The sequence below is a fragment of the Flavobacterium sp. ALD4 genome, from assembly GCF_002836475.1.
Classification (GTDB): domain Bacteria; phylum Bacteroidota; class Bacteroidia; order Flavobacteriales; family Flavobacteriaceae; genus Flavobacterium.
In genome coordinates this window covers 304,459-330,336 of the sequence record NZ_PJBJ01000023.1, presented here as the reverse complement: position 1 = coordinate 330,336, position 25,878 = coordinate 304,459, and the positions used below count along the sequence as shown (strand labels likewise).

General features: G+C 35.0%; 28 protein-coding genes and 1 pseudogene. 13 read left to right on the top strand and 16 right to left on the bottom strand.

Annotated features, from left to right (window positions below):
- Window positions 1-104: 104 nt before the first annotated feature.
- The 8 genes and pseudogenes from pta to CXF59_RS03900 all read left to right on the top strand — a co-directional run bounded on the left by pta (window position 105) and on the right by CXF59_RS03900 (window position 7,150).
- Window positions 105-2,198, top strand: a complete 2,094-nt coding sequence (gene pta / locus CXF59_RS03930; RefSeq protein ID WP_101136398.1) for a phosphate acetyltransferase — start codon at window positions 105-107, stop codon at window positions 2,196-2,198.
- A gap of 103 nt (window positions 2,199-2,301) precedes the next feature.
- Window positions 2,302-3,486 (top strand): acetate/propionate family kinase, encoded by a 1,185-nt coding sequence (locus CXF59_RS03925; protein WP_101136397.1) that lies wholly within the window; start codon window positions 2,302-2,304, stop codon window positions 3,484-3,486.
- Between the two features lie 98 nt (window positions 3,487-3,584).
- Window positions 3,585-3,740: pseudogene (locus CXF59_RS03920) on the top strand (glucoamylase family protein); the annotation flags it as partial.
- Between the two features lie 3 nt (window positions 3,741-3,743).
- Window positions 3,744-4,445: a prolyl oligopeptidase family serine peptidase gene (locus tag CXF59_RS03915; RefSeq protein ID WP_101136396.1), complete on the top strand. Its 702-nt coding sequence runs from the start codon at window positions 3,744-3,746 to the stop codon at window positions 4,443-4,445.
- Between the two features lie 160 nt (window positions 4,446-4,605).
- Window positions 4,606-4,824 carry a hypothetical protein gene (locus CXF59_RS15210; RefSeq protein WP_232758628.1) on the top strand — a complete coding sequence of 73 codons (219 nt, stop codon included), beginning with the start codon at window positions 4,606-4,608 and terminating at the stop codon, window positions 4,822-4,824.
- A 226-nt stretch (window positions 4,825-5,050) separates the two neighbouring features.
- Window positions 5,051-5,164, top strand: coding sequence for a hypothetical protein (locus tag CXF59_RS15205; RefSeq protein ID WP_232758626.1), 114 nt, complete (start codon window positions 5,051-5,053; stop codon window positions 5,162-5,164).
- 287 nt (window positions 5,165-5,451) lie between these two features.
- Complete coding sequence (locus tag CXF59_RS03905; RefSeq protein ID WP_232758615.1) at window positions 5,452-5,676, top strand: glycoside hydrolase family 97 C-terminal domain-containing protein; 225 nt, start codon at window positions 5,452-5,454, stop codon at window positions 5,674-5,676.
- 94 nt (window positions 5,677-5,770) lie between these two features.
- Window positions 5,771-7,150 carry a M28 family peptidase gene (locus CXF59_RS03900; RefSeq protein ID WP_101136395.1) on the top strand — a complete coding sequence of 460 codons (1,380 nt, stop codon included), beginning with the start codon at window positions 5,771-5,773 and terminating at the stop codon, window positions 7,148-7,150.
- A 147-nt stretch (window positions 7,151-7,297) separates the two neighbouring features.
- On the opposite strand, the gene CXF59_RS03895 is transcribed toward CXF59_RS03900, so the two are convergent.
- The 5 genes from CXF59_RS03895 to CXF59_RS03875 all read right to left on the bottom strand — a co-directional run bounded on the left by CXF59_RS03895 (window position 7,298) and on the right by CXF59_RS03875 (window position 12,112).
- Entirely contained in the window at window positions 7,298-8,404 is a 1,107-nt protein-coding gene (locus CXF59_RS03895) for an AI-2E family transporter (protein WP_101136394.1), read from the bottom strand.
- Window positions 8,405-8,489: 85 nt separating this feature from the next.
- Complete coding sequence (locus tag CXF59_RS03890; RefSeq protein ID WP_369828529.1) at window positions 8,490-9,611, bottom strand: ATP-binding protein; 1,122 nt, start codon at window positions 9,609-9,611, stop codon at window positions 8,490-8,492.
- 195 nt (window positions 9,612-9,806) lie between these two features.
- The gene (locus CXF59_RS03885; RefSeq protein WP_101136392.1) at window positions 9,807-10,652 is read right to left on the bottom strand and encodes a hypothetical protein; all 846 of its coding nucleotides are present in this window, start codon (window positions 10,650-10,652) and stop codon (window positions 9,807-9,809) included.
- Window positions 10,653-10,669: 17 nt separating this feature from the next.
- Window positions 10,670-11,488, bottom strand: a complete 819-nt coding sequence (gene kdsA / locus CXF59_RS03880; RefSeq protein WP_101136391.1) for a 3-deoxy-8-phosphooctulonate synthase — start codon at window positions 11,486-11,488, stop codon at window positions 10,670-10,672.
- A 171-nt stretch (window positions 11,489-11,659) separates the two neighbouring features.
- On the bottom strand, window positions 11,660-12,112 hold the full coding sequence (locus tag CXF59_RS03875; protein WP_101136390.1) for a 2-dehydro-3-deoxyphosphooctonate aldolase: 453 nt from the start codon (window positions 12,110-12,112) through the stop codon (window positions 11,660-11,662).
- 189 nt (window positions 12,113-12,301) lie between these two features.
- Here CXF59_RS03875 and CXF59_RS03870 point away from each other — a divergent pair, with 189 nt between their 5' ends.
- Together CXF59_RS03870 and CXF59_RS03865 are read left to right on the top strand one after the other, a co-directional pair.
- The gene (locus CXF59_RS03870) at window positions 12,302-12,859 is read left to right on the top strand and encodes a YeeE/YedE family protein (protein ID WP_101136389.1); all 558 of its coding nucleotides are present in this window, start codon (window positions 12,302-12,304) and stop codon (window positions 12,857-12,859) included.
- Window positions 12,860-12,862: 3 nt separating this feature from the next.
- The gene (locus CXF59_RS03865) at window positions 12,863-13,276 is read left to right on the top strand and encodes a DUF6691 family protein (protein ID WP_101136388.1); all 414 of its coding nucleotides are present in this window, start codon (window positions 12,863-12,865) and stop codon (window positions 13,274-13,276) included.
- 55 nt (window positions 13,277-13,331) lie between these two features.
- Here CXF59_RS03865 and CXF59_RS03860 read toward each other — a convergent pair whose 3' ends face one another.
- The 9 genes from CXF59_RS03860 to CXF59_RS03815 all read right to left on the bottom strand — a co-directional run bounded on the left by CXF59_RS03860 (window position 13,332) and on the right by CXF59_RS03815 (window position 21,291).
- Window positions 13,332-14,003: a lysoplasmalogenase gene (locus CXF59_RS03860; RefSeq protein ID WP_101136387.1), complete on the bottom strand. Its 672-nt coding sequence runs from the start codon at window positions 14,001-14,003 to the stop codon at window positions 13,332-13,334.
- Between the two features lie 208 nt (window positions 14,004-14,211).
- Window positions 14,212-14,979: a sterol desaturase family protein gene (locus CXF59_RS03855; protein ID WP_101136386.1), complete on the bottom strand. Its 768-nt coding sequence runs from the start codon at window positions 14,977-14,979 to the stop codon at window positions 14,212-14,214.
- A gap of 100 nt (window positions 14,980-15,079) precedes the next feature.
- The gene (locus CXF59_RS03850) at window positions 15,080-15,355 is read right to left on the bottom strand and encodes an ATP-dependent Clp protease adaptor ClpS (RefSeq protein WP_101136385.1); all 276 of its coding nucleotides are present in this window, start codon (window positions 15,353-15,355) and stop codon (window positions 15,080-15,082) included.
- Between the two features lie 666 nt (window positions 15,356-16,021).
- Window positions 16,022-16,855 (bottom strand): 50S ribosomal protein L11 methyltransferase, encoded by an 834-nt coding sequence (gene prmA, locus CXF59_RS03840; protein ID WP_101136384.1) that lies wholly within the window; start codon window positions 16,853-16,855, stop codon window positions 16,022-16,024.
- 104 nt (window positions 16,856-16,959) lie between these two features.
- Window positions 16,960-17,712, bottom strand: coding sequence for a triose-phosphate isomerase (tpiA, locus tag CXF59_RS03835; RefSeq protein WP_101136383.1), 753 nt, complete (start codon window positions 17,710-17,712; stop codon window positions 16,960-16,962).
- 52 nt (window positions 17,713-17,764) lie between these two features.
- Window positions 17,765-18,265 carry a TlpA disulfide reductase family protein gene (locus tag CXF59_RS03830; RefSeq protein WP_101136382.1) on the bottom strand — a complete coding sequence of 167 codons (501 nt, stop codon included), beginning with the start codon at window positions 18,263-18,265 and terminating at the stop codon, window positions 17,765-17,767.
- Between the two features lie 208 nt (window positions 18,266-18,473).
- Complete coding sequence (locus CXF59_RS03825) at window positions 18,474-19,550, bottom strand: ABC transporter permease (protein ID WP_101136381.1); 1,077 nt, start codon at window positions 19,548-19,550, stop codon at window positions 18,474-18,476.
- An 83-nt stretch (window positions 19,551-19,633) separates the two neighbouring features.
- Complete coding sequence (locus tag CXF59_RS03820; protein WP_101136380.1) at window positions 19,634-20,734, bottom strand: BT_3928 family protein; 1,101 nt, start codon at window positions 20,732-20,734, stop codon at window positions 19,634-19,636.
- Window positions 20,735-20,748: 14 nt separating this feature from the next.
- Window positions 20,749-21,291: a DUF1599 domain-containing protein gene (locus CXF59_RS03815; RefSeq protein ID WP_101136379.1), complete on the bottom strand. Its 543-nt coding sequence runs from the start codon at window positions 21,289-21,291 to the stop codon at window positions 20,749-20,751.
- Between the two features lie 351 nt (window positions 21,292-21,642).
- Here CXF59_RS03815 and folP point away from each other — a divergent pair, with 351 nt between their 5' ends.
- The 3 genes from folP (at window position 21,643) to CXF59_RS03805 (ending at window position 24,986) form a co-directional block, all read left to right on the top strand.
- Complete coding sequence (gene folP / locus CXF59_RS03810) at window positions 21,643-22,467, top strand: dihydropteroate synthase (protein WP_101136378.1); 825 nt, start codon at window positions 21,643-21,645, stop codon at window positions 22,465-22,467.
- Window positions 22,468-22,672: 205 nt separating this feature from the next.
- A complete protein-coding gene (locus tag CXF59_RS14860) occupies window positions 22,673-22,843 on the top strand; it encodes a hypothetical protein (protein WP_157824513.1) in 171 nt (56 codons plus the stop codon).
- A 517-nt stretch (window positions 22,844-23,360) separates the two neighbouring features.
- Window positions 23,361-24,986 (top strand): NAD(P)/FAD-dependent oxidoreductase, encoded by a 1,626-nt coding sequence (locus tag CXF59_RS03805; RefSeq protein ID WP_101136377.1) that lies wholly within the window; start codon window positions 23,361-23,363, stop codon window positions 24,984-24,986.
- 17 nt (window positions 24,987-25,003) lie between these two features.
- Here CXF59_RS03805 and rlmH read toward each other — a convergent pair whose 3' ends face one another.
- Window positions 25,004-25,477, bottom strand: a complete 474-nt coding sequence (gene rlmH, locus CXF59_RS03800; protein WP_101136376.1) for a 23S rRNA (pseudouridine(1915)-N(3))-methyltransferase RlmH — start codon at window positions 25,475-25,477, stop codon at window positions 25,004-25,006.
- Window positions 25,478-25,691: 214 nt separating this feature from the next.
- Entirely contained in the window at window positions 25,692-25,844 is a 153-nt protein-coding gene (locus CXF59_RS15195; RefSeq protein WP_232758613.1) for an antibiotic biosynthesis monooxygenase, read from the bottom strand.
- Window positions 25,845-25,878: the final 34 nt, after the last annotated feature.

Sequence of the window (25,878 nt, the reverse complement as noted above, 5' to 3'; positions counted from 1 at the left end):
AACGACAAATCCAAGTCTATGAGAATGCGTCAGTAATGCCGCTTCTTAAAGTTTTAAAGTACAGAAAATAAGTAACAAATAAAAATGTAAATAAATACATAAAGATGAACAAAGCCATATATATAGCTACCTCTGAGCACAATAGCGGGAAATCCATTATTACTTTAGGTTTAATGAGTATGTTGATTGGTAAAACAGCTAAAGTCGGTTACTTTCGACCAATAATAGAGGATTTTGAAGATGGTAAGTTGGATAATCATATCGAAACTGTAATCTCTCATTTTGGATTAGATATTGCATTTGAAGATGCATTTGCAATTACAAAAAGTAAGCTGATCAAAAAGAAAAATAAAGGTAAAATAGGCGAGGTTTTAGATTTGATTATTGATAAATACAAACGACTGGAAGAGCAATTTGATTTTGTTTTAGTCGAGGGAACCAGCTTTAGTGGGGAAGGGACGGTAATCGAACTCGATATGAATGTTCTTATAGCCAAAAACCTTGGGATTCCAACGATTATTGTTGGTTCCGGTGTCGGGAAAACATTAGAGGAATTAGTAGATAGTCTTTACTTGGCTTACGATTCTTTTAAAGTTAAAGATGTCGAAGTGCTGGCAATTATTGCCAATAAAGTGCAACAGGAAAACATTAAATTAGTAGAGGATGGATTACGTTCTAGCTTACCGATAGAAATCCTAGTGAACGCTATACCTTTAGTCTCTAGTCTAAATAATCCTACGATTAAAGAAATTGTAGATGAACTCGATGCTAAAGTGCTATTTGGCGCAGAATTCTTGAATAATGAAATCGGCAATTATAGTGTTGGAGCCATGCAACTTCGCAACTACTTATTACACCTTAAGGAAAAAGCCCTTGTGATCACTCCCGGTGATCGTGCAGATATTATTTTGGGTGCCTTGCAAGCTAATGAATCTGCAAATTATCCTGCGATTTCAGGCATAGTGTTGACAGGTAATATAGTACCAGATGACAGTATCCTAATGTTAATTGAAGGGTTGACTAGTATTGTTCCTATTATTTCAGTTGAAGGCGGGACCTATAATATTACTAATAAAATTGGGGATATAAAGGCTAAAATCTATGCTGATAATAAGCAGAAAATAGAGACTTCAATAAATACTTTCGAGAAGTATGTAGACTTAGATAATTTAACCAAAAAATTAAGTTCTTTTGAAGCGGAAGGGATGACTCCCAAAATGTTTCAGTACAACCTAGTGAAAAGGGCTAAAAAACACAGAAAGCATATTGTTCTTCCAGAAGGGAATGATGACAGAATCATTATTGCTACGTCGCGATTATTATCGATGGATGTCGTCGATATTACTATTCTTGGAAGTAAAAAACAAATCGAAAATAAGGTGGCTGAATTAGGCATTGCTTTTGACTTTTCGAAAGTGAAAATTACTAGTCCGATTAAATCCGAGCATTATGAAGATTATGTAAATACCTATTATGAGTTGCGTAAGAAAAAAAATGTAACATTGGAAATGGCCAAAGATTTAATGGAAGATGGGGCCTATTTTGGAACAATGATGGTATATAAAGGACATGCAGACGGAATGGTTTCTGGAGCAGCCCACACGACGCAACATACGATTTTACCGGCATTACAATTTATTAAAACAAAACCTAATTCATCTGTAGTCTCTTCGATCTTTTTTATGTGCTTAGAAGACCGAGTTTCTGTTTTCGGAGATTGTGCAATAAATCCAAATCCTACTGCAGAACAACTGGCGGAAATAGCCATTTCCTCTGCGGACTCTAGTCTGGCTTTTGGCATAGAACCAAAAATAGCTATGCTATCCTATTCCTCTGGAGCGTCAGGAAAAGGAGATGAAGTGGATAAGGTAAGAGCTGCTACTGAAATTGTGAGAAAAAAGCGGCCTGATTTAAAAATTGAAGGACCTATACAATACGATGCCGCGGTAGATATGGAAGTAGGACAAAGTAAAATGCCAAATTCAGAAGTGGCAGGACAGGCAAGTGTCCTTATTTTTCCTGATTTAAATACCGGAAACAATACTTACAAAGCGGTTCAAAGAGAAACCGGAGCTTTAGCTATTGGCCCCATGTTACAAGGGTTGAACAAACCCGTAAACGATTTAAGCCGCGGTTGTACGGTCGATGACATTATTAATACAGTGGTCATTACTGCAATACAAGCGCAAGGGTTGTAAAAGAAGTTCAGGTATCAAATTTCAAGTAAAATAGTAAATACAAACAAAATCAACCTAGTTTCCCTTTCCTTCGGAAAGGGTCAGGGTAAGGAAAACATAGAAAATGAAAATAGTTATAATAAATTCCGGAAGTTCATCTATAAAATTTCAATTAATAGAAATGCCGGCAAGAGCTGTTATTTGTGGTGGTATGATTGATAGGATTGGACTGGACACCTCAAATATTACATACAAAACAAATACAGATGCTATAGAAGAAAGCATGCCTATTCCAAACCATAGAGTAGGGTTAGAAAAGATTGCGGAATTATTGATGGATAAAAATATTGGTGTAATCAAAAGTACTCAAGAGATAGAGGTCGTGGGACATCGTGTCGTTCATGGTGGAGCCAGTTTCTCTAATCCAGTGCATATTGATGCAGAGGTAAAAGAAAAAATAATGGAGCTATTTCAATTGGCACCGCTTCACAATCCAGCGAACTTAGAAGGAATTCACGTTGCTTCAGCTATTTTTACATCGGCAAAACAAATGGCTGTTTTTGATACTGCTTTTCATCAAACAATTCCTGTAATTGCCCATAAATATGCCATTCCTAATAAATTTTTAACAGAAAACAACATTAGGGTATATGGTTTTCATGGAACAAGTCATAAATACGTTTCAGAAAGAGCTACCGAATACTTAAATAAAAGTGATAAAATCATAACAATTCACTTAGGTAACGGTTGTAGTATGACGGCGATTAAAGACGGTATAAGTATCGATCATAGTTTGGGTTTCGCACCTTCTAACGGACTCATCATGGGGACAAGAAGCGGCGATATAGACCATTCTATTGTGTTTTATATGGTAAATACGTTGGGATATTCTTTGGATGCGGTAAATAATCTATTGCTGAAAGAAAGCGGAATGCTGGGACTTACTGGTTTTAGTGATTTAAGAGAAATAGAATCACAAGCAGAAGAGGGAAATGTAGCATGTCAATTAGCATTGGACATGAATGCATACCGAATTAAAAAATTAATAGGTTCGTATACGGCGGTGATGAATGGTTTGGACGCGATTATTTTTACGGCCGGAATAGGGGAGAACTCGTCTTATATCAGAAAACTGGTATGTACTGACATGGAGTATTTTGGACTAGAATTAGATGATGTCAAGAATGAAATAAGATCTAAAGAAATACGAGAAATAAACACAGCAAATTCTAAAACTAAAATCATGGTGATTCCAACCAATGAAGAAATAGAGATTGCCAATCAAGTTTATGCACTTCTTGTGAATTAAAAAAAAAACCTATCTTGAAAAAACACTTCTCTGTTGAGAGGGATTTTTTATGGCCTATATCGAATAAATGTGATTATTGTTCACCACGCTATAATTGAATCACATCCCTGTATTTAGCAATCGATCAAGACACTATTGTACCTATGATTGAAAACTATCGTACCGGTTTATTATGGAAATTATTTAAGAACGCTCCAGAAGTGAAACCAAGTTTAGTAAAACTAGGATTCCACTCGGGGAAATACAATTTTTAAGAAATGACTAAATATTTATCTTTAATTATTACGCTTTTAGCCACATTTTTTTCCTTCGCTCAAACTGATGTCATTGGAAAAATAAAAACGAAGAGTATAGCAAAACACGAATTGAGTTATGCTTTACACCGTCCTGAAAATACAAGAGCGAAAAAACCTTTAATCATTTTTCTTCATGGTTCTGGGGAAAGAGGGACTGATATAGAGAAAGTAAAAGTACATGGTCCTTTTAAATTTTTAAAAATTAATGAACTGGACTCCTATGTTTTGGCGCCCCAATGTCCAGAAAATGAGTATTGGGACTCCGAAGTATTGTACCAATTGATTTTAAAAATCCAAAAAGAAAATAATATTGATTCCAACAGAATTTACTTAACCGGATTGAGTATTGGCGGCTGGGGTGCCTGGAATTTAGCTTTTGCCCATCCTGAAATGTTTGCCGCTTTAGTGCCTATCGCAGGATTTGTAGATCGCGTTCCAATGATAGAAAACTGTAAAATTGCCGCTATTCCTATTAGAATTTTTCATGGTTTAGTGGATGATGTTGTAGATGTCAACTACTCCATTACTATTTACAAAAAGCTTAAAACTTGCAATAGTAATATTGAACTGACCATTTTTGATGATGCCGGCCATGATAGTTGGACGCGAGTATATGACAACAAAGAAATTTATGAATGGATGTTCCAACAAATAAAAAAATAGGACAATTAAATTACCCACGGCTGGAGATATAACTACAGGAGGGGCCAATAGCTCAGATGTGGCAAAAAACATTTAAGAAGGTAAAGTTGGGAGTTTATTAAATATCAAGTCGGCTCAAAAAAGTAAAGAAGTACAGGAGTTCGCTTTTAAAAAAAGTCGTTTGAAAATTCCGTTGCTTTTTGGGATGATTGTGATTCATAGCTACGAAACTACTTTTCCTACTAGTGTTGGACAGATACCTATTTATTACAGTCATAACAATACAGGAAGGCCACTTGGTAATACAGAAGGAAAATTCGAATCTAATTATATCGATGAAAGAAACGAACCTTTATTTCCTTTTGGTTTTGGATTGAGTTACACCACATTCGAATATTGAAATCTAAAGTTGTCATCCGACATGATGAATTGCTATGGAAAAATAAGTGCAAGTGTTGATATAACGAATACGGAGAATTATTACGATAAAGAAATCGTTTAATTATATAGAAGGGATTTAGTTGGATCTGTCACCAGACCTTCAAAAGAGTCAAAAGATTTATATAAGATAAGACTACTAAAAGTAGAGAAAAAAAACGGTCACTTTTGAAATTTTTGTTGAAGATTTGAAGTTTTATAATTCGGATCTGGAATCTGTAGCTGAACCTGGACAGTTTGAAGTTTATATCGGGGTAAGATCTGATGCAGAGAAGAAAGTTAGTTTTGAGTTGAATAAATAGGTTAGTTTTTATTTTAACTTGGTTTGCCCTTTGGTGTTTTATTAAAGGGGTTTTTATAATACAGAGTTTTGCGGGATGCTTAAAGGATAGTATATTGAACAAACTTATGTTTAAAGTGCTTTGGTATAATGCTGATAGCTCATAAGAATTTTTCGGTACAAGATAAAAGTAGTATCGTCTTCCCAATAATTATCGGGAGGACTATCTTAAATATACAATCGGTATTACAGATGATTTTAGTATTTTAGCGCCACTAAAAAAAACGATAAATTGATGAAGCATTTTATTTGACAGTTGCGAGAAAAGCTAAAGGCGAGGAATCGTGGTTCTTAAGAGCAATTACATACGAGAACGCCAAAAAATCAGAAATCAAATTGGATTTCTTACTTAAGGGCAAAAATACAAAGCAACAATCAATCTACGAAGATGCAAAAGATGCCGATTGGAAAAACAATCCTATTGCTTATAAAATCAAAGCGAAAGTGGTAACAAGCAAATCAAAATTAATTTGAACTTGGCACCAGGGGAGGAGCAGTAATTAGTTTCGAATTAATGTAGTAGTCCGTAAAGTATTAAAAATTAAATATTTATATAAACAATCATAAAATGAAAAAAACCACTGTTTTAGCGCTTATCCTTTTTAATGGATTTGCGGTTTTAGCCCAAACTAAAGAAGAACAAACGATTAAGGAAATCTATAAATCATCATTAACAAACTCGAAATGTTATGCTTGGTTGGACGACCTATCTAATAAGATCGGTTCTCGTTTATCGGGATCTGCCGGTGCCGAAAAAGCAGTTCTATATACAAAAGCACAATTAGAGACCCTTGGCTTAGATCGTGTATATCTTCAGGAAGTGATGGTGCCCAAATGGGTGAGAGGCGAAAAAGAAATGGCCTACATACAAGATAATAAAACTAAAATCACGGTGCCTATTTGTGCTTTGGGAGGTTCCATAGCAACTGCTAAAACTGGACTTACGGCCGAAGTGATTGAAGTACACAGCATAAAAGAGTTATCTGAGTTGGGTATTGATAAAATAAAAGGAAAAATCGTTTTCTTTGACCGTCCGATGAACAATGAAGAAATAGAGTCTTTTCATGCGTATTCAGGGGCCGGTGATCAGAGAAACATCGGTGCTGGTGAAGCAGCAAAGTTTGGAGCTGTTGGGACTATTGTACGTTCCCTTAATTTAAGATTGGATGACTTTCCTCATACAGGAGCACAGAGTTATGGCGCGATCCCGAAATCACAATACATTCCTACGGCAGCCATAAGTACTAACGGTGCTGAATTGTTGTCTAAGACGTTGAAAAAAAATCCAAATTTAAAATTTTATTTTAAGCAGTCTTGCGAGACGATGGAAGATGTGTTATCGTATAATGTTGTTGGAGAAATAAAAGGAAGCGAGCATCCGGAAAATATCATGGTCGTGGGCGGACATCTTGATTCTTGGGATTTAGCTGACGGTTCTCATGATGACGGAGCAGGAGTGGTGCAAAGTATGGAAGTACTGAATATATTTAAAAACTTAGGGTATAAGCCTAAAAACACGATTCGTGTGGTTCTTTTTATGAATGAAGAAAATGGACTTAGAGGCGGTAAAAAATACGAGGAGTTATCCTTGTTAAATAAGGAGAATCATATTTTTGCTTTAGAGAGTGATTCAGGAGGATTTAGTCCAAGGGGATTCTCTCTGGAATGTGATGATGCCAACTTTAATAAGATCAGCAGTTACAAAAGCGCATTTGAACCGTATTTAATCCACAGTTTTGTAAAAGGTCACAGTGGATCGGATATTGGTCCGTTAACGTCTAAATTGATTGTCAAAGCAGGATTGAAACCGGATTCGCAACGTTATTTTGATTATCATCATGCGGCAAATGATAAATTCGACGCCATTAACAAAAGAGAATTACAACTAGGGGCGGCCACCATGGCTTCTTTGATGTATTTAATGGATCAAAACGGTATTGTGAAATAGTAGTTCTAAGAACTGCTTAAAGCCTTATTAAAAAACCACAAGTGTTATGCTTGTGGTTTTTTTCATTTTGAGGCAAAGAATCAAATTTTGTGGAATTGTTTTAAAAAATAAAGTACCCGGATCAAATATAAAGAAACGTGGACGAAATTAGGATTGCGTTTTATTCCGCTCTTCCTCTTCCTCTTCCTCTCCTTCTCCCAACAGGATTGATAATATTTTTAAACGAGGCGAACGATCGGCAATTAGTTTCGCGATACTTGCGAAAGGAATGAATAGAATCATTCCCGCGGCGCCCCATAAAATTCCTCCCGCGGTGATCATTATGATTATAACCAATGTGTTAATTTTTAAGCGGTGGCCTACTGCTAATGGAAATATTACATATGCTTCCAGCGCCTGCACAATTGAAAAAACCAAAACAACAGCTAATGGATACCAAATGGAATTATATGTTATCCAAGAAACGGCAATGGGTAAAAGAGAGGATATCATAATTCCTATGTAGGGGATAAAAGTGAGTATGGAAGCGATGAAACCAAACATAAAAGGATGTGGTACCCCAATAATCAGAAGACCAATACTATTTAGAAGGCCAACGATAAGATAAACTAAGAACATTCCTTTGATAAAATTATAATAGGCACGTATCGTTTCAATCAGGATTTCATGAACCGTTTCTTTTCTGTCTGCGGGAAAAATTTGATACAATGCTTTTGCTAATATATTACGATAATAAAGAATAAGAGCTGAAACAACAGGGATAATTAAAAGAAAAAATAGGTACTCTGAGAGTGAATAGAGTGAGCTCCGAAGTAATGAAAATACTTGTGTACCGGAATTATTAATGGAATTTTTTAAAAAGGCAACTTGTTCGTCTGTAGTTATTTCAAATCGCTCTACAATAAAAATACTGATTTGATTCAAAGCTTCCGAAAGCTTTTCGCGGAACAGTCCCCATTCATTGGAGAACTCATTGATTTGCATAAAGAGTAAATAAACGATAATGCCAATAAATGAGAGAACGATGAGAAGGGAGATAATAATAGCCCGCATTTTGTTGATTCCTTTGCTTTCCATCCATTTACATACTGGAAAGAGAATAAAACTGATCAGTAACGAAAAACTAAGAGGTATGAAAAGTGTTTTTCCAAAATAAAGTATGAAACAAATCAATACGATATACTGAAGTATTTCAAGTCCTGAAAATGTGCCGGTTGAGGAGCGTAGTTTTGGTATTTTCGGAATTTCTATCATAAGAGTTTTACACTTAAATATTTCTTTTATTGCAGTACTATTCCAATTTCAAAATTTAAGCGCAACTTAATCCCTAATTTTCATTTCAGTTCTTAAATGTGATGATAAATTTAGCGCCTTCATTTTTTTTACTTTCTACTGCTATTTGGCCTCCAAGACTTGTAATATGATTATAAACTAAATAAAGACCAATACCATGACTGTCAATATTATTATTATTATTATTATTAAATTTTTGATGTAGGCCAAAGATTTTATTTTTTACTTTATCCATATCAAATCCAATTCCATTATCAGAAATAATTAATTGTTTATTTCCATTGACAATTTTTGAATAAATGGAAACAATTGGGACAGAATCAGGCTTAGAATATTTTATCGCATTTGTCAGCAAATTCAGAAAGATACTTTTCAAATAGCCTTTGTTGAAATTAATAGTGTCAAGTTCTGAAAAATCTACATTAATTATCGCATTTGAATTATTAATAATTGAATTTATGGAACGTAACACTTCATCTAAGGAAGCCTTTAAATCCAATTCTTTGATATGGGAATTGATTGCATTTTTTTTATTTAAAACTGCTATGTATTCATTTAGCATTTGCTTTAAACCTTCTGTCGAAGATTTTAGAATCGAAATAAATTCAAGGGTTTCTGAATCTGTAATTTTAGAAAGATCTAAAAGTTCAAAAACAGTAAGCATATTATTAACAGGAGACTTGATATCGTGAGCAGTGGAGTAGGTGAGCTGCTTGAATTCGTGATTGATTTTTGTCAGTTCGGCTATATGTATATTTCGTTCCTCTTCAAGTTCTTTCTTGTAAGTAATGTTTTTGGCAATAGCATACACAACTTGATCACTATCAATAGGTAAAGAAGTCCATAAAAGCCATACAATAGCACCACTTTTAGTAACATAACGGTTCTCAAAGTTAAATAAAGACACCTTTTTTCTAAGCTCCTTTCTGGCGGCGGAAGTACTTTTTTGATCAGTATGATAAACGAATTCATCGATAGGTTTAGATAGTAACTCTTCATTTGTATAGCCCAATAATTTTGATACTGCCGGGTTTACTCTTTTCAAATAGCCATCATATCCAGCTACACAGAGTAAATCGGGTGCCAAATCAAAAAATTTTTCGAAGTTATCGAAACTGTCATAATTAATAGAAGTATCATTTATAACATTTTCTTCTGTTCGTTTCATTTTCCCCATTCCTTTAATAATAATACCTTTCTATGTCAAAGGCTAGTTTAGAATTGAACTACTAAAGTAACTATAAAATGTCAAATACTTTACAGACAGAGCTAAAACTAATGTAAAAAAGGGATTTATACTTGCTTTTAAAAAAAAAATGGGATAGTCTTTTTGACCATCCCATTAAGTAATTTAAGTGTATAATTAGATTTTAAAAATGCCTCCAAAAGCGATTATCCTTTGGAAAAAGAAGAAATCTTGTGAAGCTCTATCTTCAGTACTTTTGGTAGTACGAATATCCTGCATATTGATGTATCCGCCTTTTAACTCTCCTTGTATATAAAAGTGTTTGAAAAAGGTTACATTCAGGCCAGCTTTTAAAGAAGTTCCATATCCCGAAACATGAAAATCATCGTGGCGTTCCTTACCTAAAAGAGTTGTATTAGTCTTTGGATATAGCAAACCTAGACCTACGCCCTCGGTTAAGTTAATTTGAATTTTATCAGTATTTCTAATTTTGAATACAGACGAAATATCATCATGTCTAGAAAACTCCGTGTTCATATAATTCAAACCATCCGTATGTTCATACATTAAAAAATTTTCGGTCATTACTGTTGGTGTATTGTTGTAGACCCCATCAAATGGAGTGCTAGCGTTTATACTCCCGGTTACATTTGCCGTTTGATTCTGAGTCATCACATACTTCATGTGATCAACTCCTAATGCAATACTATAATGGTCATTTATAAAATAACCCATTCTAAAATTAGTTTGAGGAATGGTCATTCTTACCGGATTTATATAATCAACATGCCATCCTTTAGGTTTGTCATGAGCAACCATATTTTCTACAGTAAAATTGTAATCCTTTCCTCTAAAGTTTACGTCAGATTTTGTGTAACTTTCTCTGTTTCCACCCCACGATAAAAAGAACTTTCCCTTGTTATGTGCAGTATATTTATCTTGTATTTTGATTTCTTCTTGAGCGCTTATTGTGTTAGAATAAAAGAACGTTATAAATGCTGTGAATAAAAATATATTTTTCAATGTAAAAGTTGTAAAAATTAAAACGTATTAACCGTTTTTCTGATAGCGACTAGTTTAGTCATTAAGGCCTCAAAATAATCCAAATGCAACATGTTTGCTCCGTCACTTTTGGCATTAGCCGGATCGAAATGAGTTTCTATGAAAATCCCATCAACACCTACTGCAATTCCTGCTTTGGCAATTGTTTCAATCATATCCGGTCTTCCTCCCGTTACACCAGCTGTTTGATTCGGTTGCTGTAATGAATGCGTTACATCCAATACCGTCGTTGCATACTGCTGCATAGTAGGAATCCCCCTAAAATCAACAATCATGTCCTGGTAGCCAAACATAGTTCCACGATCGGTTACCATTACGTTTCCATTGTTACAATCCAATACCTTCTGTACGGCATGTTTCATACTTTCAGGACTCATAAATTGTCCTTTTTTCAGGTTTACCACTCTTCCCGTATTGGCTGCAGCCACAACTAAATCAGTTTGACGAACCAGAAAAGCGGGGATTTGAAGGACATCTACATATTGAGCAGCCATCTCCGCATCTTCATTCGTATGAATATCAGTTACGGTAGGAACCCCAAAAGTTTCAGACACTTTTCTAAGGATTTTTAACGCTTTCTCGTCGCCAATTCCAGAGAAACTGTCAATTCTTGAACGATTGGCTTTTTTAAACGATCCCTTGAAAACGTAAGGAATTTGTAATTTGTCAGTGATACCAATTAATTTTTCAGCAATTCGCATTGCCATTTCTTCGCTTTCTATCGCGCAAGGTCCAGCCAGTAAAAAAAAGTTACCGCTATCCGTATGTTTAATTTGAGGAATATCTTGTATGTTCATAATAGTTTTTTTGAAAGTGCAAAGATAGTTATGATTTGCAATTTAATTTTAGAATTTGTTTCTTTTTTAAGAAGCTATCTCGATAGCTATTGGGACTGCTCCCGACGCCTCGGGACGTCAATAGGCTTAGGGTGTCGCTTCTATCAGTGCTGGGTTAAAAGTTAGCGGGATTTAAAACTTCTTTAAACTAAGTCCCACGGGTACCATTAAGACTCCTTTTTCATAAATGTTTACATAGAGAATAATTGGTTTCTTTTGACCCTGCCATGTTATTTCATAGATATCAAGAAATCCAGCGCCCATTTCGCTTCTTTGAGTAGGAAACGGACAGCAGCTTTCCAGTTTTTTAAAAGTGATTTCTTCCCCTTTGGGTCCGGCTAATGCATGGAGAAAGCGTCCTTGATTTATAGAATCGTCCTTTGTGCTTCTATAAAAAACATTAATAGGATAGTCTTTATTGTAACCATATTTTGCGTCTTTACTGTATTCTGTAATCACAAAAGTATTGTTCCTCGAGAGTTGGGGAATAGGAGCGTTGTCATCCACGTTTTGCAAAGTAGATTTTGTGCTTATGCAAGAAACAGAGGTGATGAGTAAAAAAATAAAAAATACTGCTTTTTTCATGTTTTATAATTTTGGAGATTCCATTCAGTTGTAAATATAACAGAGTAACGATTTTACCGGCAATATCTTATAAAACACAAATATAGAGGAAACTTAAAAAGGAAACCATCCTCTAAAAACAATTGTGTCATAAAATGTGATCACTATAAAAGTTAGAATCCTTACTTTTGTAAAAATTAAAATAAAAAGATGAATATTATTTTTCAAACATGGCCGTGGTACGTCTCCGGTTTTTTAATCGGCATGATAATGCTTTCCTTGACTTATTTTGGAAAAGCATTTGGGATGTCTTCTAATCTGCGATCTTTGTGTTCTATGGCAGGGTTGGGGAAACGCGTAGCCTTTTTTGACTTCGACTGGAAAGCGCAACGTTGGAATTTAGTTGTGGTAGTTGGTGCGATGATGGGCGGTTTTATAGCTGTTCAGTTTATGAGTGATCCTTCAAATGTTGCTATAAATCCCAAAACTATTGCCCAGTTGGCACAATTAGGAATTGATGCTCCAAATGGAAAACTGATGCCGGATGCACTTTTTGGCCCCGACATTTTCACCTCTCTAAAAGGTGTATTATTATTGTTAATAGGAGGCATTTTAATCGGTTTTGGAACCCGTTATGCAGGTGGTTGTACTTCTGGCCACGCCATTTCTGGTTTAAGCAACTTGCAAATCCCATCTTTAAAGGCGGTTATCGGTTTTTTTATCGGAGGATTGATTATGTCTTATTTTTTATTCCCCTTAATTTTTTAGAATATGAAAGTAATAAAATATTTATTGGTCGGTTTCGTTTTTGGAATTGTACTGACAAAATCGGAGGCAGTATCCTGGTACCGAATCTATGAAATGTTTCAGTTTGATTCGTTTCATATGTACGGTATTATAATGGTTGCCATCTTAACTGGAATCATTGGAATTCAGTTAATTAAGAGAAGGAATATAAAAGACATAAAAGGGTTAGCAATTGAAATAAAGGATAAAGATCAAGGTTCAGCGCGTTATCTAATTGGCGGAGTATTTTTTGGATTGGGTTGGGCTCTTGTAGGTGCTTGTCCAGGTCCAATTTTCATACTACTTGGTGCCGGTTTTTGGAGCGTTTTGATTGTTCTTTTCGGAGCCCTATTAGGTACTTATTTATATGGAGTTTTAAAAGATAAATTGCCCCATTAATAGCGTTAATTTTATAAAAAAAAAAGCAAATGGCATTTTCTACCAATAGAGAATACTATTTTTTTTGATTTAATTTCAAAATACCCACGACAATCAAATATTGCGCGACAAGATAAGTTAGCATGATAATAAATGAGTTCAATACCAAGGACTTATAAAACTTGTCGAAGATCAGAATACTGTCTGAGCTTACAAAAATAACAGCTCCTATCAAAATATACCAATTTGCCGGTGTCTTCCACATCAGGAAACCTTTAAAAGCAAACAATAGCATTATTGAGATTACCAGTGCATAAACAAAAACAAGAATAGTTAAATCGCCAATGCTTGGCAGCAGCAAGGCAATCATAACAATCAGGTACATAATAATTGCAGTGACCCCCATCCAGAAAACAGCTTTGTTTTTTGTGTTTTTCGGTTTTATTTGTTTGTTAAATAATAGAATATAGGCGATGTGAGAGAGTAAGAAGGCGATAAAACCGATGATGAAATACATCTCGTCTCTATCAGAAAATAGAAGTATAATATCGCCAAACCAAGAAAAGGTTAAAGCAGTTAATAGTACCTTTTTTGAAGGGAAATCACTGTGGAAATAAACCCCCAACAATAAAAATGGAATCAAAAAAGGTTTTATATACCAGGCAATATCGTCGTGACCCAAAAGAATAATCAAGAGATAAATAACGCTTAAAGCGATGTAGCTTTTTAATAGTAAAGTGTTTTTCATGGTCTATGTTTAGGTATTGAGAAGTGTAACGTTTTTTGTTTTAAATTCAAAAGCCACAAAATAAATTGCCATTGCTAATGAAAGTAGGAAGTAACAGATAATTAAATAATTTCCCTTTAGAAATAGAGAATTGGGTCCAAACTAATGTCCTAAATAATAATGAATACTTAAACCAAATTGCAAATCTATCCTTTCTGTTATCGTCATGCTAGGTATCAGAAATCAATAGGCCTAGATGTTGAAAGTTGATTCGTATCGGATTATAGGTTTTAACTGGTCTTGTAATGCCATAAACAGGAGGGGGATCTTCCAATTCTTCTTGGAAAGCATGGAATAATTTGTCCCAAATAATAAAAATCTGTGAATAGTTCTCGTCTATATATTTCGGTTTAATTGCATGATGCGCAGTATAGTGCGAAGGAGTAACAAGAATATGCTCTAAAAAGCCCACTTTTTTAATATGTTTCGTATGATACCAAAATTGCAAAAACAATTGAATGAGAAGTGTCATCACAATAATAGCAATGGGAACTTCTATTATGGCAGCAGGAATAAGTAAAAAAGGGAATAGATTTATAAAACTGGATACGGTTTGCTTCAAATTACAAACGAGATTAAACTCCTCACTGCTATGGTGGATGGCGTGTTTGTTCAAAGAAAAATTGACCTGATGGGCAATAAAATAAGTCCAATACCCGTAAAAGTCAATGATGATAAAAGCTACGAGATAGGTAAAAATGTTGGTCTCCAAATAAAAGACAGCCATTTTAGAAACCATCAAGCCAAAGGAAATAAAAATAATACTAAGCCTTAAAACATCTGTTCCGGCATTTGCAATGCTGGAACTGACGCTCGATACACTGTCCATTATGGGAACGCTGTCTTCTCTTTTGTAGGCACCATACGTTTTTCCCAGGATTATTAATACCAGGAAAAGTAGCATTACGATTAGTAATATTTCACCATATTCTTCCATTAAAACATTCTATTTTAATCAAATATATGATAAAATAGAATGTTTTTAAATAATTTGTTGTAAAAAAATAAATAGAAATTATTTCTTTGCTGAAGGCAATTTAGATTATTTCTGCACTTAATCCTGCATCCAATAAGCCGGTGCATTGCGGCTTCAACTTGTCAAGGGGGCCCGTTTTTACTGTGCATTTTCCGTTATAATGCACGATTAAGGAACACTGTTCCGCTTGTTCAGGTGTATGCTCACAAACGCGCATTAAGGTGTCGATTACGTGGTCGAAAGTGTTGACGTCATCATTGTAAACGATGATTTCATTATTTTTAGAGGTCACTTCCTTTACACTGACTTTCTCTCTTGTTTTTTCTTTTGTACTCATTTTTAAATAATTTAGTGGTTAGATAAAAATATAGTTGACTTAGCGTTTCTTAAAAACACACAATATAAAATTTCGCATAGTTTCAAAGGGCGTTTTATGATTTTCATTAATACATTTTAGTTTTTCAAAAGCGACACGAAATTAATACTTCAGCGTCGTTTCTGTATATTGTTTGATTTCAAGACCACTACACTTTAAGGGGCCTTTATCTGAAAAAATTCCGATTAAAAAAAAAGTACGAATCCATTTTTGAGCAGTTTTAAAATAATTGTTTATTTGATCATCAGTGGTTAAAAAATGAAATGTAGCCCATCATGCCAAATTTCATTAGGGCTAGCAGGTCTGAATTCATTAATATCCGAAACAATCCAATGTACTTTAATCGCTTTTTCTTCTAACCGTACCTTTGCTCTTTCTAATGCTTTTGCAGAAATATCTATAAGAGTGATATTTTCATATCCTTCTTATAGTAAATAATCGACCAGTTTACTGTCACTACCACTTATGTCAATTATCTTGTCAGATTTCCCTAATTGGGTCGCTCGTATGAAATCCAAAGATATTTTGGGGTTTTCCTGAGTCAAACTCACATAATTGGACATTTTAGTCTCGCAAATGGTCTCCCCATGATTTGTTCGGTTGGTTTCTATTAGTCTTAATTTACGACTAATTTACGTATTTAAGTGAAACCCAATTGTTTCTTTCAAATTTTTTAACATAAGTCAATCCTTTTTCTGTGCATGAAACGTCAATAAACGGGATGTCTTGTTCATAGAAACCGCTTAAAAGAAGCGTTCCTTTTGGGTTTAAGCAATCTACGTAGCTTTGCATGTCATTCAACAAAATATTTCTGTTGATATTGGCAATAATCAAGTCATATTTCTTACCTTTTAATAAAGAAGCGTCCCCCTCATAGACCGTAATGTGTTTACAATTATTACGTTCCGCATTTTCGATGGAGTTCAAATAACACCAGTTGTCAATATCAATGGCATCAATTGGTTGAGCACCTTTCATTTCGGCAAGAATAGCTAAAATTGCAGTTCCGCAACCCATATCCAATGTTTTCATACCTCCAACTTCTGTTTCTAACAAGTGTTGAATCATCATATGTGTTGTCTCGTGATGGCCAGTTCCAAAACTCATTTTAGGCTCAATCACGATGTCAAATTCAGCATCGGTTTTTGGGTGAAAAGGAGCACGTACGTGACAGTTTCCGTCTACATCAATCGCTTCAAAGTTCTTCTCCCATTCTTCATTCCAGTTTACCTGATCGATTTCCTCGAAACTATATTCGATTTTAAACTCCTCTGATTGTAATATACGGATGTTCTCCAGGATCGTATCGTCCCATAGGTCTTTCTGTACAAACGCAGAAATTCCTGTCTCCGTTTCAGTAAAGCTTTCAAATGCAGTTTCTCCTAATTCAGCGATTAATATTTCTGAACCCAACTCTTTTGGTTCAACCGTAAAATGGTAACCGATATATATGTTTGACATGTTTATTTTTTTGCAAAGGTACTCTTTCCTTTTTATCGAATATTATAAAAATAAAAAAAGCGGTAAATTCAATTACCGCTTCTTCCTGTATTTGATATAATTTTTTAAAGTGCGTTCACAATGGCTACGAAATCGTCTGATTTTAAAGCTGCACCACCAATAAGACCTCCGTCTACATCCGCTTTAGAGAAAATTTCTTTTGCATTTTCTGGTTTTACACTTCCTCCATAAAGGATTGAAACATCTTCTGCGATATCGCTTCCGTATGCTTTACGTACTGTCTCTCTAATGAATTCATGCATTTCCTGCGCTTGTTCTGGAGATGCGGTTTCACCGGTTCCGATAGCCCATACGGGCTCGTATGCCAATACAATATTACCCCAATCTGAAGCTTTAATGTTGAATAATCCATCTTTCAATTGATTTTCTACTACATTAAAATGATTTTTGGATTGACGGTCTTTCAATTCTTCGCCAAAACAAAAAATTACTGTCATGTCATGCTCCAAAGCTGTATTTACTTTGCTTGCAATCAATGCATCCGTTTCGTTAAAAAGGGCTCTGCGTTCTGAATGTCCAAGAATTACAATATTTACACCAACGTTTTGCAACATATCAGCAGATATTTCTCCTGTGAAGGCACCACTTTCTGCCTGATGCATATTTTGGGCCGCAACATCAATACCGACGAATTCTAAATGATCAACCGCGGTAGCTAGATTAATGAAAGTGGGAGCAACAATTATTTGCACTTCAGTCTCAAAAGGTATTTTATCGATTAATTCATTCAATAAATCTTCAGTTTGCTCTGCATTTTTATGCATTTTCCAGTTTCCTGCAACTATCTTTTTTCTCATCTTAATTAGTGTTATATTTAGTTCTTTTTTTTAGTTCTTTTTTGAAATAGTATTATTTTAATGAAGCTAACGTTTCGTTGATTTTATCAAAATCAGTTTCTATCGCACGATATAAAACAATTTTCCCGGTCTTATCCACGATGATGTATCTTGGAATCCAATCCAATTCGATTGCATTTCCAAAAACACCTTGTTGCTGGTCATTTGCCATAAAATGATCCCCTTTAAGCTCGTGTTTATCGATTCCTGTTAGCCATTTATCTGCCGTTTTATCCATTGAGATAAATACGTAGTCTACGTCTGGATTGTTTGCTTGTAGTTCTTTTATCTTTGGCATTGCTTTTACACAGTCGCCACACCAGGAGGCCCACATTTCTATGACCACCGTTTTTCCTTCATGTTTCTTTAAAATGTCCTGAAAAGCAACTTGACTTCCATCAGGCGTTAATAATGTTTCTGATAAAGCTTCTGTAGGAAATGCGGTTTTATCCGTATTTGAATTGGAACAAGAAAGGGTTAGGAAACTGACTACTAAAGCGACTATTTTTTTCATTTTTTTATTTTTAACAAAGTTAAACAAACAATCTAATTAGGGTATGCAGATTAAGAAAAATTGAAGAACCCTCTTCAAAATAACAAAACCGCCTGGTTTAGTTATGAAATCAAGAATGAAATCGTGATAGTTGGGCTTAAAATATATTATGGCAGGAGATAGACGCTGTTTTTATTCGTAAAATAAATCTAAATCCTAAATTTAAGCACTACGATAGTCTGATTTTAGGATCAAGATAGGCGTAAATAATATCTACCAGGATATTGATAACTACAAACGTGGTTGATATCACCAGTACAGAACCCATGATTACAGGCAAGTCCAGATTGTTCAATGCTTCCACTATTTCTTTTCCCAATCCATTCCATCCAAAAATGAATTCAACAAAAACGGCACCCGCAAGCATTGACGCAAACCATCCTGAAATCGCCGTAACGACAGGGTTTAATGAGTTTTTTAACGCGTGTTTTCTAATGATTTGAAATTCAGATAGTCCTTTGGCTCTCGCAGTACGGATATAATCCTGACCAAATGTTTCGAGTAAGGAGTTACGCATTAGTTGGATTACCACCGCCAGAGGACGTATTCCTAAAACCACTGCGGGTAAAATGATGTTTTTCCATTGAATATAACTTCCTTCGCCAAAATCATCTACTTCGTACAAACTCCCCGTCATGTTCAGATTTGTATATTTTTGCAAAACAAAACCAAATAACCAGGCAAACAAAATGGCACTAAAAAACGAGGGGATACTCATTCCCAGTGTGCTTACCAGCGCAATTAAACGATCGATCCAGGTGTCTTTGTGCAACGCTGAAATGATTCCAAACAGAATACCGAAAACAATAGCAATCACAATGGCAAAAAAGGCCAATATCGCTGTGCTGGGTAAGGTGTTGCCGATTATCTCAGATACCTTTTTTCCGCTTTTCTGGAAACTTTCTCGCAGATAAGGAGCCTTGATTACGAGGTTTAAATTGTAGAAACTGAATATTTGTGTAGCATTGTATTTTCCTTCGCTCAAATACGTGTAATCGGATTCGTTTTTGCTATGCAGTGAAAGAGGCGAGAGATCATTGAGGTAATATAGATACTGGGTAGCAATGGGTTTGTCAAAGCCATACTTTTTCTTAATCAATGCCAGTTGCTCTGAATTTTCATTTTGATCCAGCATCATTCTTGCGGGATCTCCTGGCAAAACATTAAATAAAAAGAAAATGACCGTAATCACTCCATAAAGGGTTAGCAGTGCATAGCCGAATTTATTTAAAAAGTATTTCAGCATGGTTATTTTGTCTAAAGTTATATGCCTTAAGTGATAGAGGTGAAGCATGCTTTTTCCTTTAGAACTTTAGACATCTGGATTATTTATAATTTTAGGTCTTCGATGTCGTTGTAATGAACTTTTTGTTTGATGGTTCCTTTTTCAAGAACTACAATACTTGGGTTGGCTCTTTCAATCGTTTTTAATGCTATTGCATCACAGGTATAGAAGTCAAAAGTAAGACCGTATTTATTCTGGGCTTTTTCGATTTCTTCTACAGGAGAGTTCGTCATTCCAATTACTATATATCCTTTGGCTTTTGCTTCCTGGTTTAATTTCTCCAGTTTTTCCATACCGCCTTCCTCGGAAATGGTTAAGTCATAAGTGACAAACATCAGTAATTTGGGTTCTACTAACAGCTCTTCTTTATAGTCTGAACCGTCTTTTATCATCGTGAAATCATGAATAGGGGGAACATACCCTTCGGTTATTACTTTGTCTTTTCGATCCACAAAAGTAGCTCCTTCAGGAAGATTCATTAAATCATCTGTCGAAAATTCGGTATCGACTCCATTTACGTTATAAATAAAAGTCATTTCGACAACAGACTTTGGCGCACCTTCCGGAATTTCCATTCCTTTTTGGATATTAGCTCCCACTTTAAAAGGACGAAAGTCAATTAAAGGCAAATGATTGAGCACCCATACCCCCATAAACATGCATAGGATGATACTGGCATAGGTTATTATATTTTGGACGCTATTAGGAAAAAGAGGTCTCACTAATTTTTGATTAATGAATAAAATAAAGATAAAAAACAATAAAACGATGTCCTTCGTGAAAGATTCCCAAGGTGTTAAATGCAAGGCGTCACCAAAACAACCGCAATCTTTTACGACATCGTAATACGCTGAATAGAACGTTAAGAACGTAAAAAACACAATCATGAGCAACAGACTGCCAATCGTGAATTTAGATTTATACCCAATGAGCAACATCACACCAAGAACCACTTCGACAATGACTAAAAACAAAGCCAGGCCTAATGCAAACGGAACTAAAAAAGGCATATTAAAAACAGGTTCACTAAAATATTCGGCCAGTTTATAGGAGAAACCTACCGGGTCGTTTAGTTTTATTAATCCTGAAATAATGAAAAGTAAGCCAACGAATATTCTCGAGAATTGAGTAATTATGTTTTTCATTTTTTATCTGCTGTTTATTTAGCGAAATCCATTAATATTAGAGCGAAAATGGAATAATTGATCATGTCCTGATAATTGGCATCAATACCTTCTGACACGATTGTTTTTCCTTTATTGTCTTCGATTTGTTTTACGCGAAGTAATTTTTGCAAAATCAGATCCGTTAGGGAGCTCACGCGCATCTCGCGCCATGCTTCGCCATAATCATGATTTTTATTTTCCATTAGTTCTTTGGTCAGTTTGATTTTAGCATCATATAATTCAGTTGCTTTTTCAACTTCTAAATCAGGTTGATCTGCCACTCCCAGTTCCAATTGGATTAAAGCCATTATCGAATAATTAATGATCCCAATGAATTCGCCGGTTTCATCTTCGTTTACTTTTCGAACCTGATTTTCCTGTAAACTTCGTATTCTTTGTGCTTTTATGAAGATTTGATCCGTTAATGATGGCAATCGTAGGATGCGCCACGCACTCCCGTAATCGGTCATTTTATTGATAAATAGCGAACGACAATTCGCAATTACGTTATCGTATTCTTGAGAAGTATTCTTCATTATTGATGTATATTTGTCTAAAATTTCCTCAAAAATAGCATAATTTTTTTTGAATCAGGAATGAAGGGCGAAGATTATCAGGGTAGACGCGTTAAAAATAAATTAAAAATTTAAACACATAGAAACATAGAATTCACCTGCTTGAAGAAAAAGACATTTCATTTCATATAGAAAACATAGCCATATGAAAGAATAATTCTTATTTAACAGGCTATTTTTGATGTTTATATGTCCCGAAGCGTCGGGACAAAGTGGTATAAAATAGAATGTGTTTGCACTGCAACGATTATTGAATACGCAATTTTTTAAACTGAAAATGGATAACCAAGACTGTAAACTAAAATAAATAGAATGACAATTAACTGTAAAGGCCAACTTATCGACTTATCAATTCCTAAAGTAATGGGGATTTTGAACGTGACTCCCAATTCGTTTTTTGATGGCGGAAAGTACAATGACGAAAGCGAACTATTGACTCAAGTTGACAAAATGATAAGTGATGGTGCTACTTTTATTGATATTGGCGCTTATTCCAGTAAACCCAGTGCGGAGTTCGTTTCAGAAGAAGAAGAATTGGGTAGAATCATTCCTGCGGTTCAATTAATATTGAAACATTTTCCGGAAGCATTACTTTCCATTGATACTTTTAGAAGTGAAGTCACCAAAGCTTGCATTGAAAATGGCGCTGCCATCATCAATGACATTTCAGCGGGAGGTTTAGACAACAAGATGTTTGAGGTTATTGCCAAACATAAAGTTCCCTATATTATGATGCACATGCGTGGTACACCACAAACGATGCAGAGCATGACCCACTATGAAGATATCGTCAAAGAAATGCTTTTCTATTTTTCAGAAAAAATAAATAAAGCGCGGAGTTTAGGCATCAACGATTTAATCATTGATCCTGGTTTTGGCTTTGCCAAAACGATAGGCCAGAACTATGAAGTACTGCGGAAAACGGAATTATTTCAACTATTAGAATTGCCGTTATTGGTTGGGATATCCAGAAAATCAATGATATATAAAACGTTGAAATCTAGTGCTAAAGAAGCGTTGAACGGAACCACAGTTTTAAATACTATCGCCTTGACTAAAGGGGCGAATATTCTCCGGGTTCACGATGTGAAAGAAGCGGTGGAGTGTGTGCAACTTTGGAGTGAAATCAATCTGTAAATCGGAGATTACCATTATACCAATTCTTTTTTTAATATTGTTTTGTGGAAATAAAGAAGATATCTAGTACCATAATCTAATGTGAAGTTTGTAAGTGATATTAAAGATCATTCGCCCATTTATTTTTTTTCAGAGGAAGCTTTAAATATACTTTAGCGGAAGTCAACTTAAAAAATAACATCATTACCACCAATTGGATTTTGATATGCGCTTGCTATTAAAATTAGTTATTCCTGAGGTAATGAAATTACAAGACAAGATACGCAAAGAGAAAGCTCATAAAATCGAAAAAGCTGAGAATTATTATGCCTATGCCGACAGTATTGGGAAGAATATGGCTTTTATTTCTTTTACGAAACTGTACTATACGATTTGAAAACCTACAGAGGGAATATTATTATTATTATTATTCACTTTAAAAAAGAGAATAATTTAGTTTTGTTAAATGGTTTCGAAATAAAAAAAAGAACTTTTAAATCATGTTTACATCATAGATTAAGCTATACAGCCTAAAATAGCGTTGCTGTTTAATAAAAACATGAGTTGTAACTAATACCTTCAGAATAAGGTTTTAATCAGAGAACTGGATTATTTTAATGACGAAGTACCTCTGGAGTTTATCTTTTAACGCTGAACACTAAAAACCGATTATTCAATACTTCTTTTGCTATTATTGATGTTCCGGTTCGTTCTTCAAAATCGTGAAGTAACACTTAATTTTTTTCCGTTTACATCCCATGAAAATTATTGGTCTGTGAGTGTAATTTTGCCAAAACCCACCTTTTTAGTGCGTTTATTAAAATAAAAAAATACAAGTCAGAATAGGGTATCAGCAATTTTTTGATCCAACAGAGGTTGCTTTATTTTTTGTACATTGGTTAAAATTTTAGCGAATGATTCAGTCTTATAAACAAAATCCAAATTTACAAGAAACATACGATACCATTGTTATAGGTTCAGGAATGGGAGGGTTATCAACCGCTGCTATTTTATCAAAACAAGGTCAAAAAGTGTTGGTGCTAGAAAAGCATTATACTCCTGGTGGCTTTACACATGTTTTTAAGCGTAAAGATTACGAATGGGACGTTGGAATTCATTATATCGGGGAAATGCAACGTGAAAGCAGTATATTAAAAAAGCTGTTTGATTATGTTACAGATGGTAATTTAAAATGGGCTGATATTGGAGAAGTCTATGACCGAATCGTGATAGGTGATCAACAGTACGACTTTGTAAAAGGAGTTAGCAATTTCAAGAAACAACTTGTTTCCTATTTTCCTGATGAAGAAAAGGCTATAAACAGCTATGTTGATTTGGTTTTTGAAGCCGTTAAAACAAGTAAGAATTATTACATCAGTAAAGCACTTCCTCCCTTTTTAGAGAAAATAATTGGAGGCTTCATGAAAAAGCCATTTTACAAATTAGCTGACAAAACTACCTATGAAGTGTTGCGTTCTTTAACGAAAAATGAGTCGTTGATTAAAGTGCTGACAGGACAATATGGAGATTACGGACTACCGCCAAAAGAAAGTAGTTTTTACATGCACGCATCGGTTGTGAGGCATTATTTTGATGGGGGAAGTTTCCCGATTGGGGGTTCGTCCCAAATTGTTAAAACTATTGATCCGGTCATTGAAGCTTCGGGAGGAACTATTCTGACCAACGCGGCAGTAGTATCTGTGATAGTTGAAAAGAATAAAGCTATCGGAGTTCTGATGAAAGATGGAAAATCAATATTTGCTAAAAATATTGTTAGTAATGCGGGGGTAATGACGACTTATAATAAGTTATTGCCAGGAGATATCGTTGATAGATTCAAATTAAAAAATCAGTTACAGCAAGTAAAACAATCTGTGGCTCATATCAGTTTGTATATCGGTTTGGAAGGTTCTCCACAAGAGCTGCAACTTCCAAAAACAAATTACTGGATTTATCCTGCAGATGGGGATCATGACACTTGTGTAAAAAGATATTTGGATGATTTGTCACAACCATTCCCTGTTGTTTATCTTTCCTTTCCATCGGCAAAAGACCCCGATTGGAATAATCGATATCCAGGAAAAAGTACCATTGATATTATTACATTGATTCCGTATGAAACCTTTGAAAAATGGAAAGGCAGCCCTTGGAAAAAAAGAGGGGAAGAGTATGAGGCAATTAAAGAAGAAATTGCACATCGTTTATTAAAAGAATTATACAAACAACTTCCACAAGTAGAAGGAAAGATCAATTGTTATGAGCTCTCCACGCCACTTACAACAGAGCATTTTGTAAACTACGAAAAAGGGGAGATTTATGGTTTGGATCACAGTCCTGCCCGTTTTAGACAATCCTTTTTAAAACCGAGAACAAAAATTAAAAACTTTTACTTAACCGGTCAGGATATCGTCACTGCAGGAGTGGGTGGAGCCTTGTTTTCCGGTGTTTTAACAGCAATGGCAATTACGGGTAAAAACATATTAAAAAAGGTGCAGCGAATTTGTTTTCTAATGCGGAACACTAAAAATACTTTAGACTGAACACTGAATACTTTTCTCTACTGGTGATGATAAGGTTCATTCTTCAAAATCGTGAATCCGCGATACAATTGCTCGATAAAAAATAAACGTACCATTTGGTGAGAAAAGGTCATTAACGAAAGTGATATTTTCCCCTGTGCCTTGGCGTAGACCGTATCCGAGAAACCATAAGGACCTCCAATGACAAATACCAAAGTTTTTACGCCAGAGTTCATCTTCTTTTGTAATTGTTCGGAGAACCCTACACTCGAAAAGGTTTTCCCGTTTTCATCCAATAAAATCAATTGGTCGGTAGGGGATATTTTTGCCAAAATCAATTCACCTTCCTTCTCTTTTTGCTGACTTTCAGATAAGTTTTTTACGTTCTTGATATCAGGAATTACCTCTAGGTCAAACCTAATGTAAAATGACAACCGCTTGGTGTAATCATCAATCAAGGATTGTAATGCTTTATTATCGGTTTTACCAATGGCGATGAGTTTGATATTCATTTTTAACTTTATTTGGGATGCGCTGGGGCGCAATATGGTATTAGATCAAGCTTTTCAATTAGGCTAATTTTATCTTTCCTAAAACAATTTCGTAATGCTCTGTAACAGGAAACGAATCGTAATAATGATGGAGTAATTTTTTCCGTTCTAAATACTGTTCTGATGTTACAAAGCCGAGGATATGGTCTTCCAACTTTTCCCAATCCACAAGAAGTTAGTACTTATTTTCGTACTCGACGCATTTTCTTAAACTGTGCCCAAGATAACCGTCAATTAAACAGATGTATTGTCTCCCAATTTTAAAATCGTGTTCAAATTGCTGCTCTTCTCCTTTCTTCACATAACGAATAGCGGTTTCTAGAATCATAATTGATTTAATTTAAATGAGAAGAGAATCTTAG

What these genes read in the sequence shown, in the direction of transcription:
- CXF59_RS03815 (WP_101136379.1), bottom strand. Translation starts at nt 21,291, where the DNA reads ATGAAGAATACTTCTCAAGAATACGATAACGTAATTGCGAATTGTCGT.
- CXF59_RS03825 (WP_101136381.1), bottom strand. Translation starts at nt 19,550, where the DNA reads ATGCTGAAATACTTTTTAAATAAATTCGGCTATGCACTGCTAACCCTT.
- CXF59_RS03900 (WP_101136395.1), top strand. Translation starts at nt 5,771, where the DNA reads ATGAAAAAAACCACTGTTTTAGCGCTTATCCTTTTTAATGGATTTGCG.
- CXF59_RS03860 (WP_101136387.1), bottom strand. Translation starts at nt 14,003, where the DNA reads ATGAAAAACACTTTACTATTAAAAAGCTACATCGCTTTAAGCGTTATT.
- pta (WP_101136398.1), top strand. Translation starts at nt 105, where the DNA reads ATGAACAAAGCCATATATATAGCTACCTCTGAGCACAATAGCGGGAAA.
- CXF59_RS03925 (WP_101136397.1), top strand. Translation starts at nt 2,302, where the DNA reads ATGAAAATAGTTATAATAAATTCCGGAAGTTCATCTATAAAATTTCAA.
- kdsA (WP_101136391.1), bottom strand. Translation starts at nt 11,488, where the DNA reads ATGAACATACAAGATATTCCTCAAATTAAACATACGGATAGCGGTAAC.
- CXF59_RS03890 (WP_369828529.1), bottom strand. Translation starts at nt 9,611, where the DNA reads ATGAAACGAACAGAAGAAAATGTTATAAATGATACTTCTATTAATTAT.
- rlmH (WP_101136376.1), bottom strand. Translation starts at nt 25,477, where the DNA reads ATGAATATCAAACTCATCGCCATTGGTAAAACCGATAATAAAGCATTA.
- CXF59_RS03805 (WP_101136377.1), top strand. Translation starts at nt 23,361, where the DNA reads ATGATTCAGTCTTATAAACAAAATCCAAATTTACAAGAAACATACGAT.
- CXF59_RS03830 (WP_101136382.1), bottom strand. Translation starts at nt 18,265, where the DNA reads ATGAAAAAAATAGTCGCTTTAGTAGTCAGTTTCCTAACCCTTTCTTGT.
- tpiA (WP_101136383.1), bottom strand. Translation starts at nt 17,712, where the DNA reads ATGAGAAAAAAGATAGTTGCAGGAAACTGGAAAATGCATAAAAATGCA.
- CXF59_RS03855 (WP_101136386.1), bottom strand. Translation starts at nt 14,979, where the DNA reads ATGGAAGAATATGGTGAAATATTACTAATCGTAATGCTACTTTTCCTG.
- CXF59_RS03850 (WP_101136385.1), bottom strand. Translation starts at nt 15,355, where the DNA reads ATGAGTACAAAAGAAAAAACAAGAGAGAAAGTCAGTGTAAAGGAAGTG.
- CXF59_RS03875 (WP_101136390.1), bottom strand. Translation starts at nt 12,112, where the DNA reads ATGAAAAAAGCAGTATTTTTTATTTTTTTACTCATCACCTCTGTTTCT.
- CXF59_RS03870 (WP_101136389.1), top strand. Translation starts at nt 12,302, where the DNA reads ATGAATATTATTTTTCAAACATGGCCGTGGTACGTCTCCGGTTTTTTA.
- CXF59_RS03820 (WP_101136380.1), bottom strand. Translation starts at nt 20,734, where the DNA reads ATGAAAAACATAATTACTCAATTCTCGAGAATATTCGTTGGCTTACTT.
- CXF59_RS03915 (WP_101136396.1), top strand. Translation starts at nt 3,744, where the DNA reads ATGACTAAATATTTATCTTTAATTATTACGCTTTTAGCCACATTTTTT.
- CXF59_RS14860 (WP_157824513.1), top strand. Translation starts at nt 22,673, where the DNA reads ATGCGCTTGCTATTAAAATTAGTTATTCCTGAGGTAATGAAATTACAA.
- CXF59_RS03895 (WP_101136394.1), bottom strand. Translation starts at nt 8,404, where the DNA reads ATGATAGAAATTCCGAAAATACCAAAACTACGCTCCTCAACCGGCACA.
- CXF59_RS03865 (WP_101136388.1), top strand. Translation starts at nt 12,863, where the DNA reads ATGAAAGTAATAAAATATTTATTGGTCGGTTTCGTTTTTGGAATTGTA.
- folP (WP_101136378.1), top strand. Translation starts at nt 21,643, where the DNA reads ATGACAATTAACTGTAAAGGCCAACTTATCGACTTATCAATTCCTAAA.
- prmA (WP_101136384.1), bottom strand. Translation starts at nt 16,855, where the DNA reads ATGTCAAACATATATATCGGTTACCATTTTACGGTTGAACCAAAAGAG.
- CXF59_RS15195 (WP_232758613.1), bottom strand. Translation starts at nt 25,844, where the DNA reads ATGATTCTAGAAACCGCTATTCGTTATGTGAAGAAAGGAGAAGAGCAG.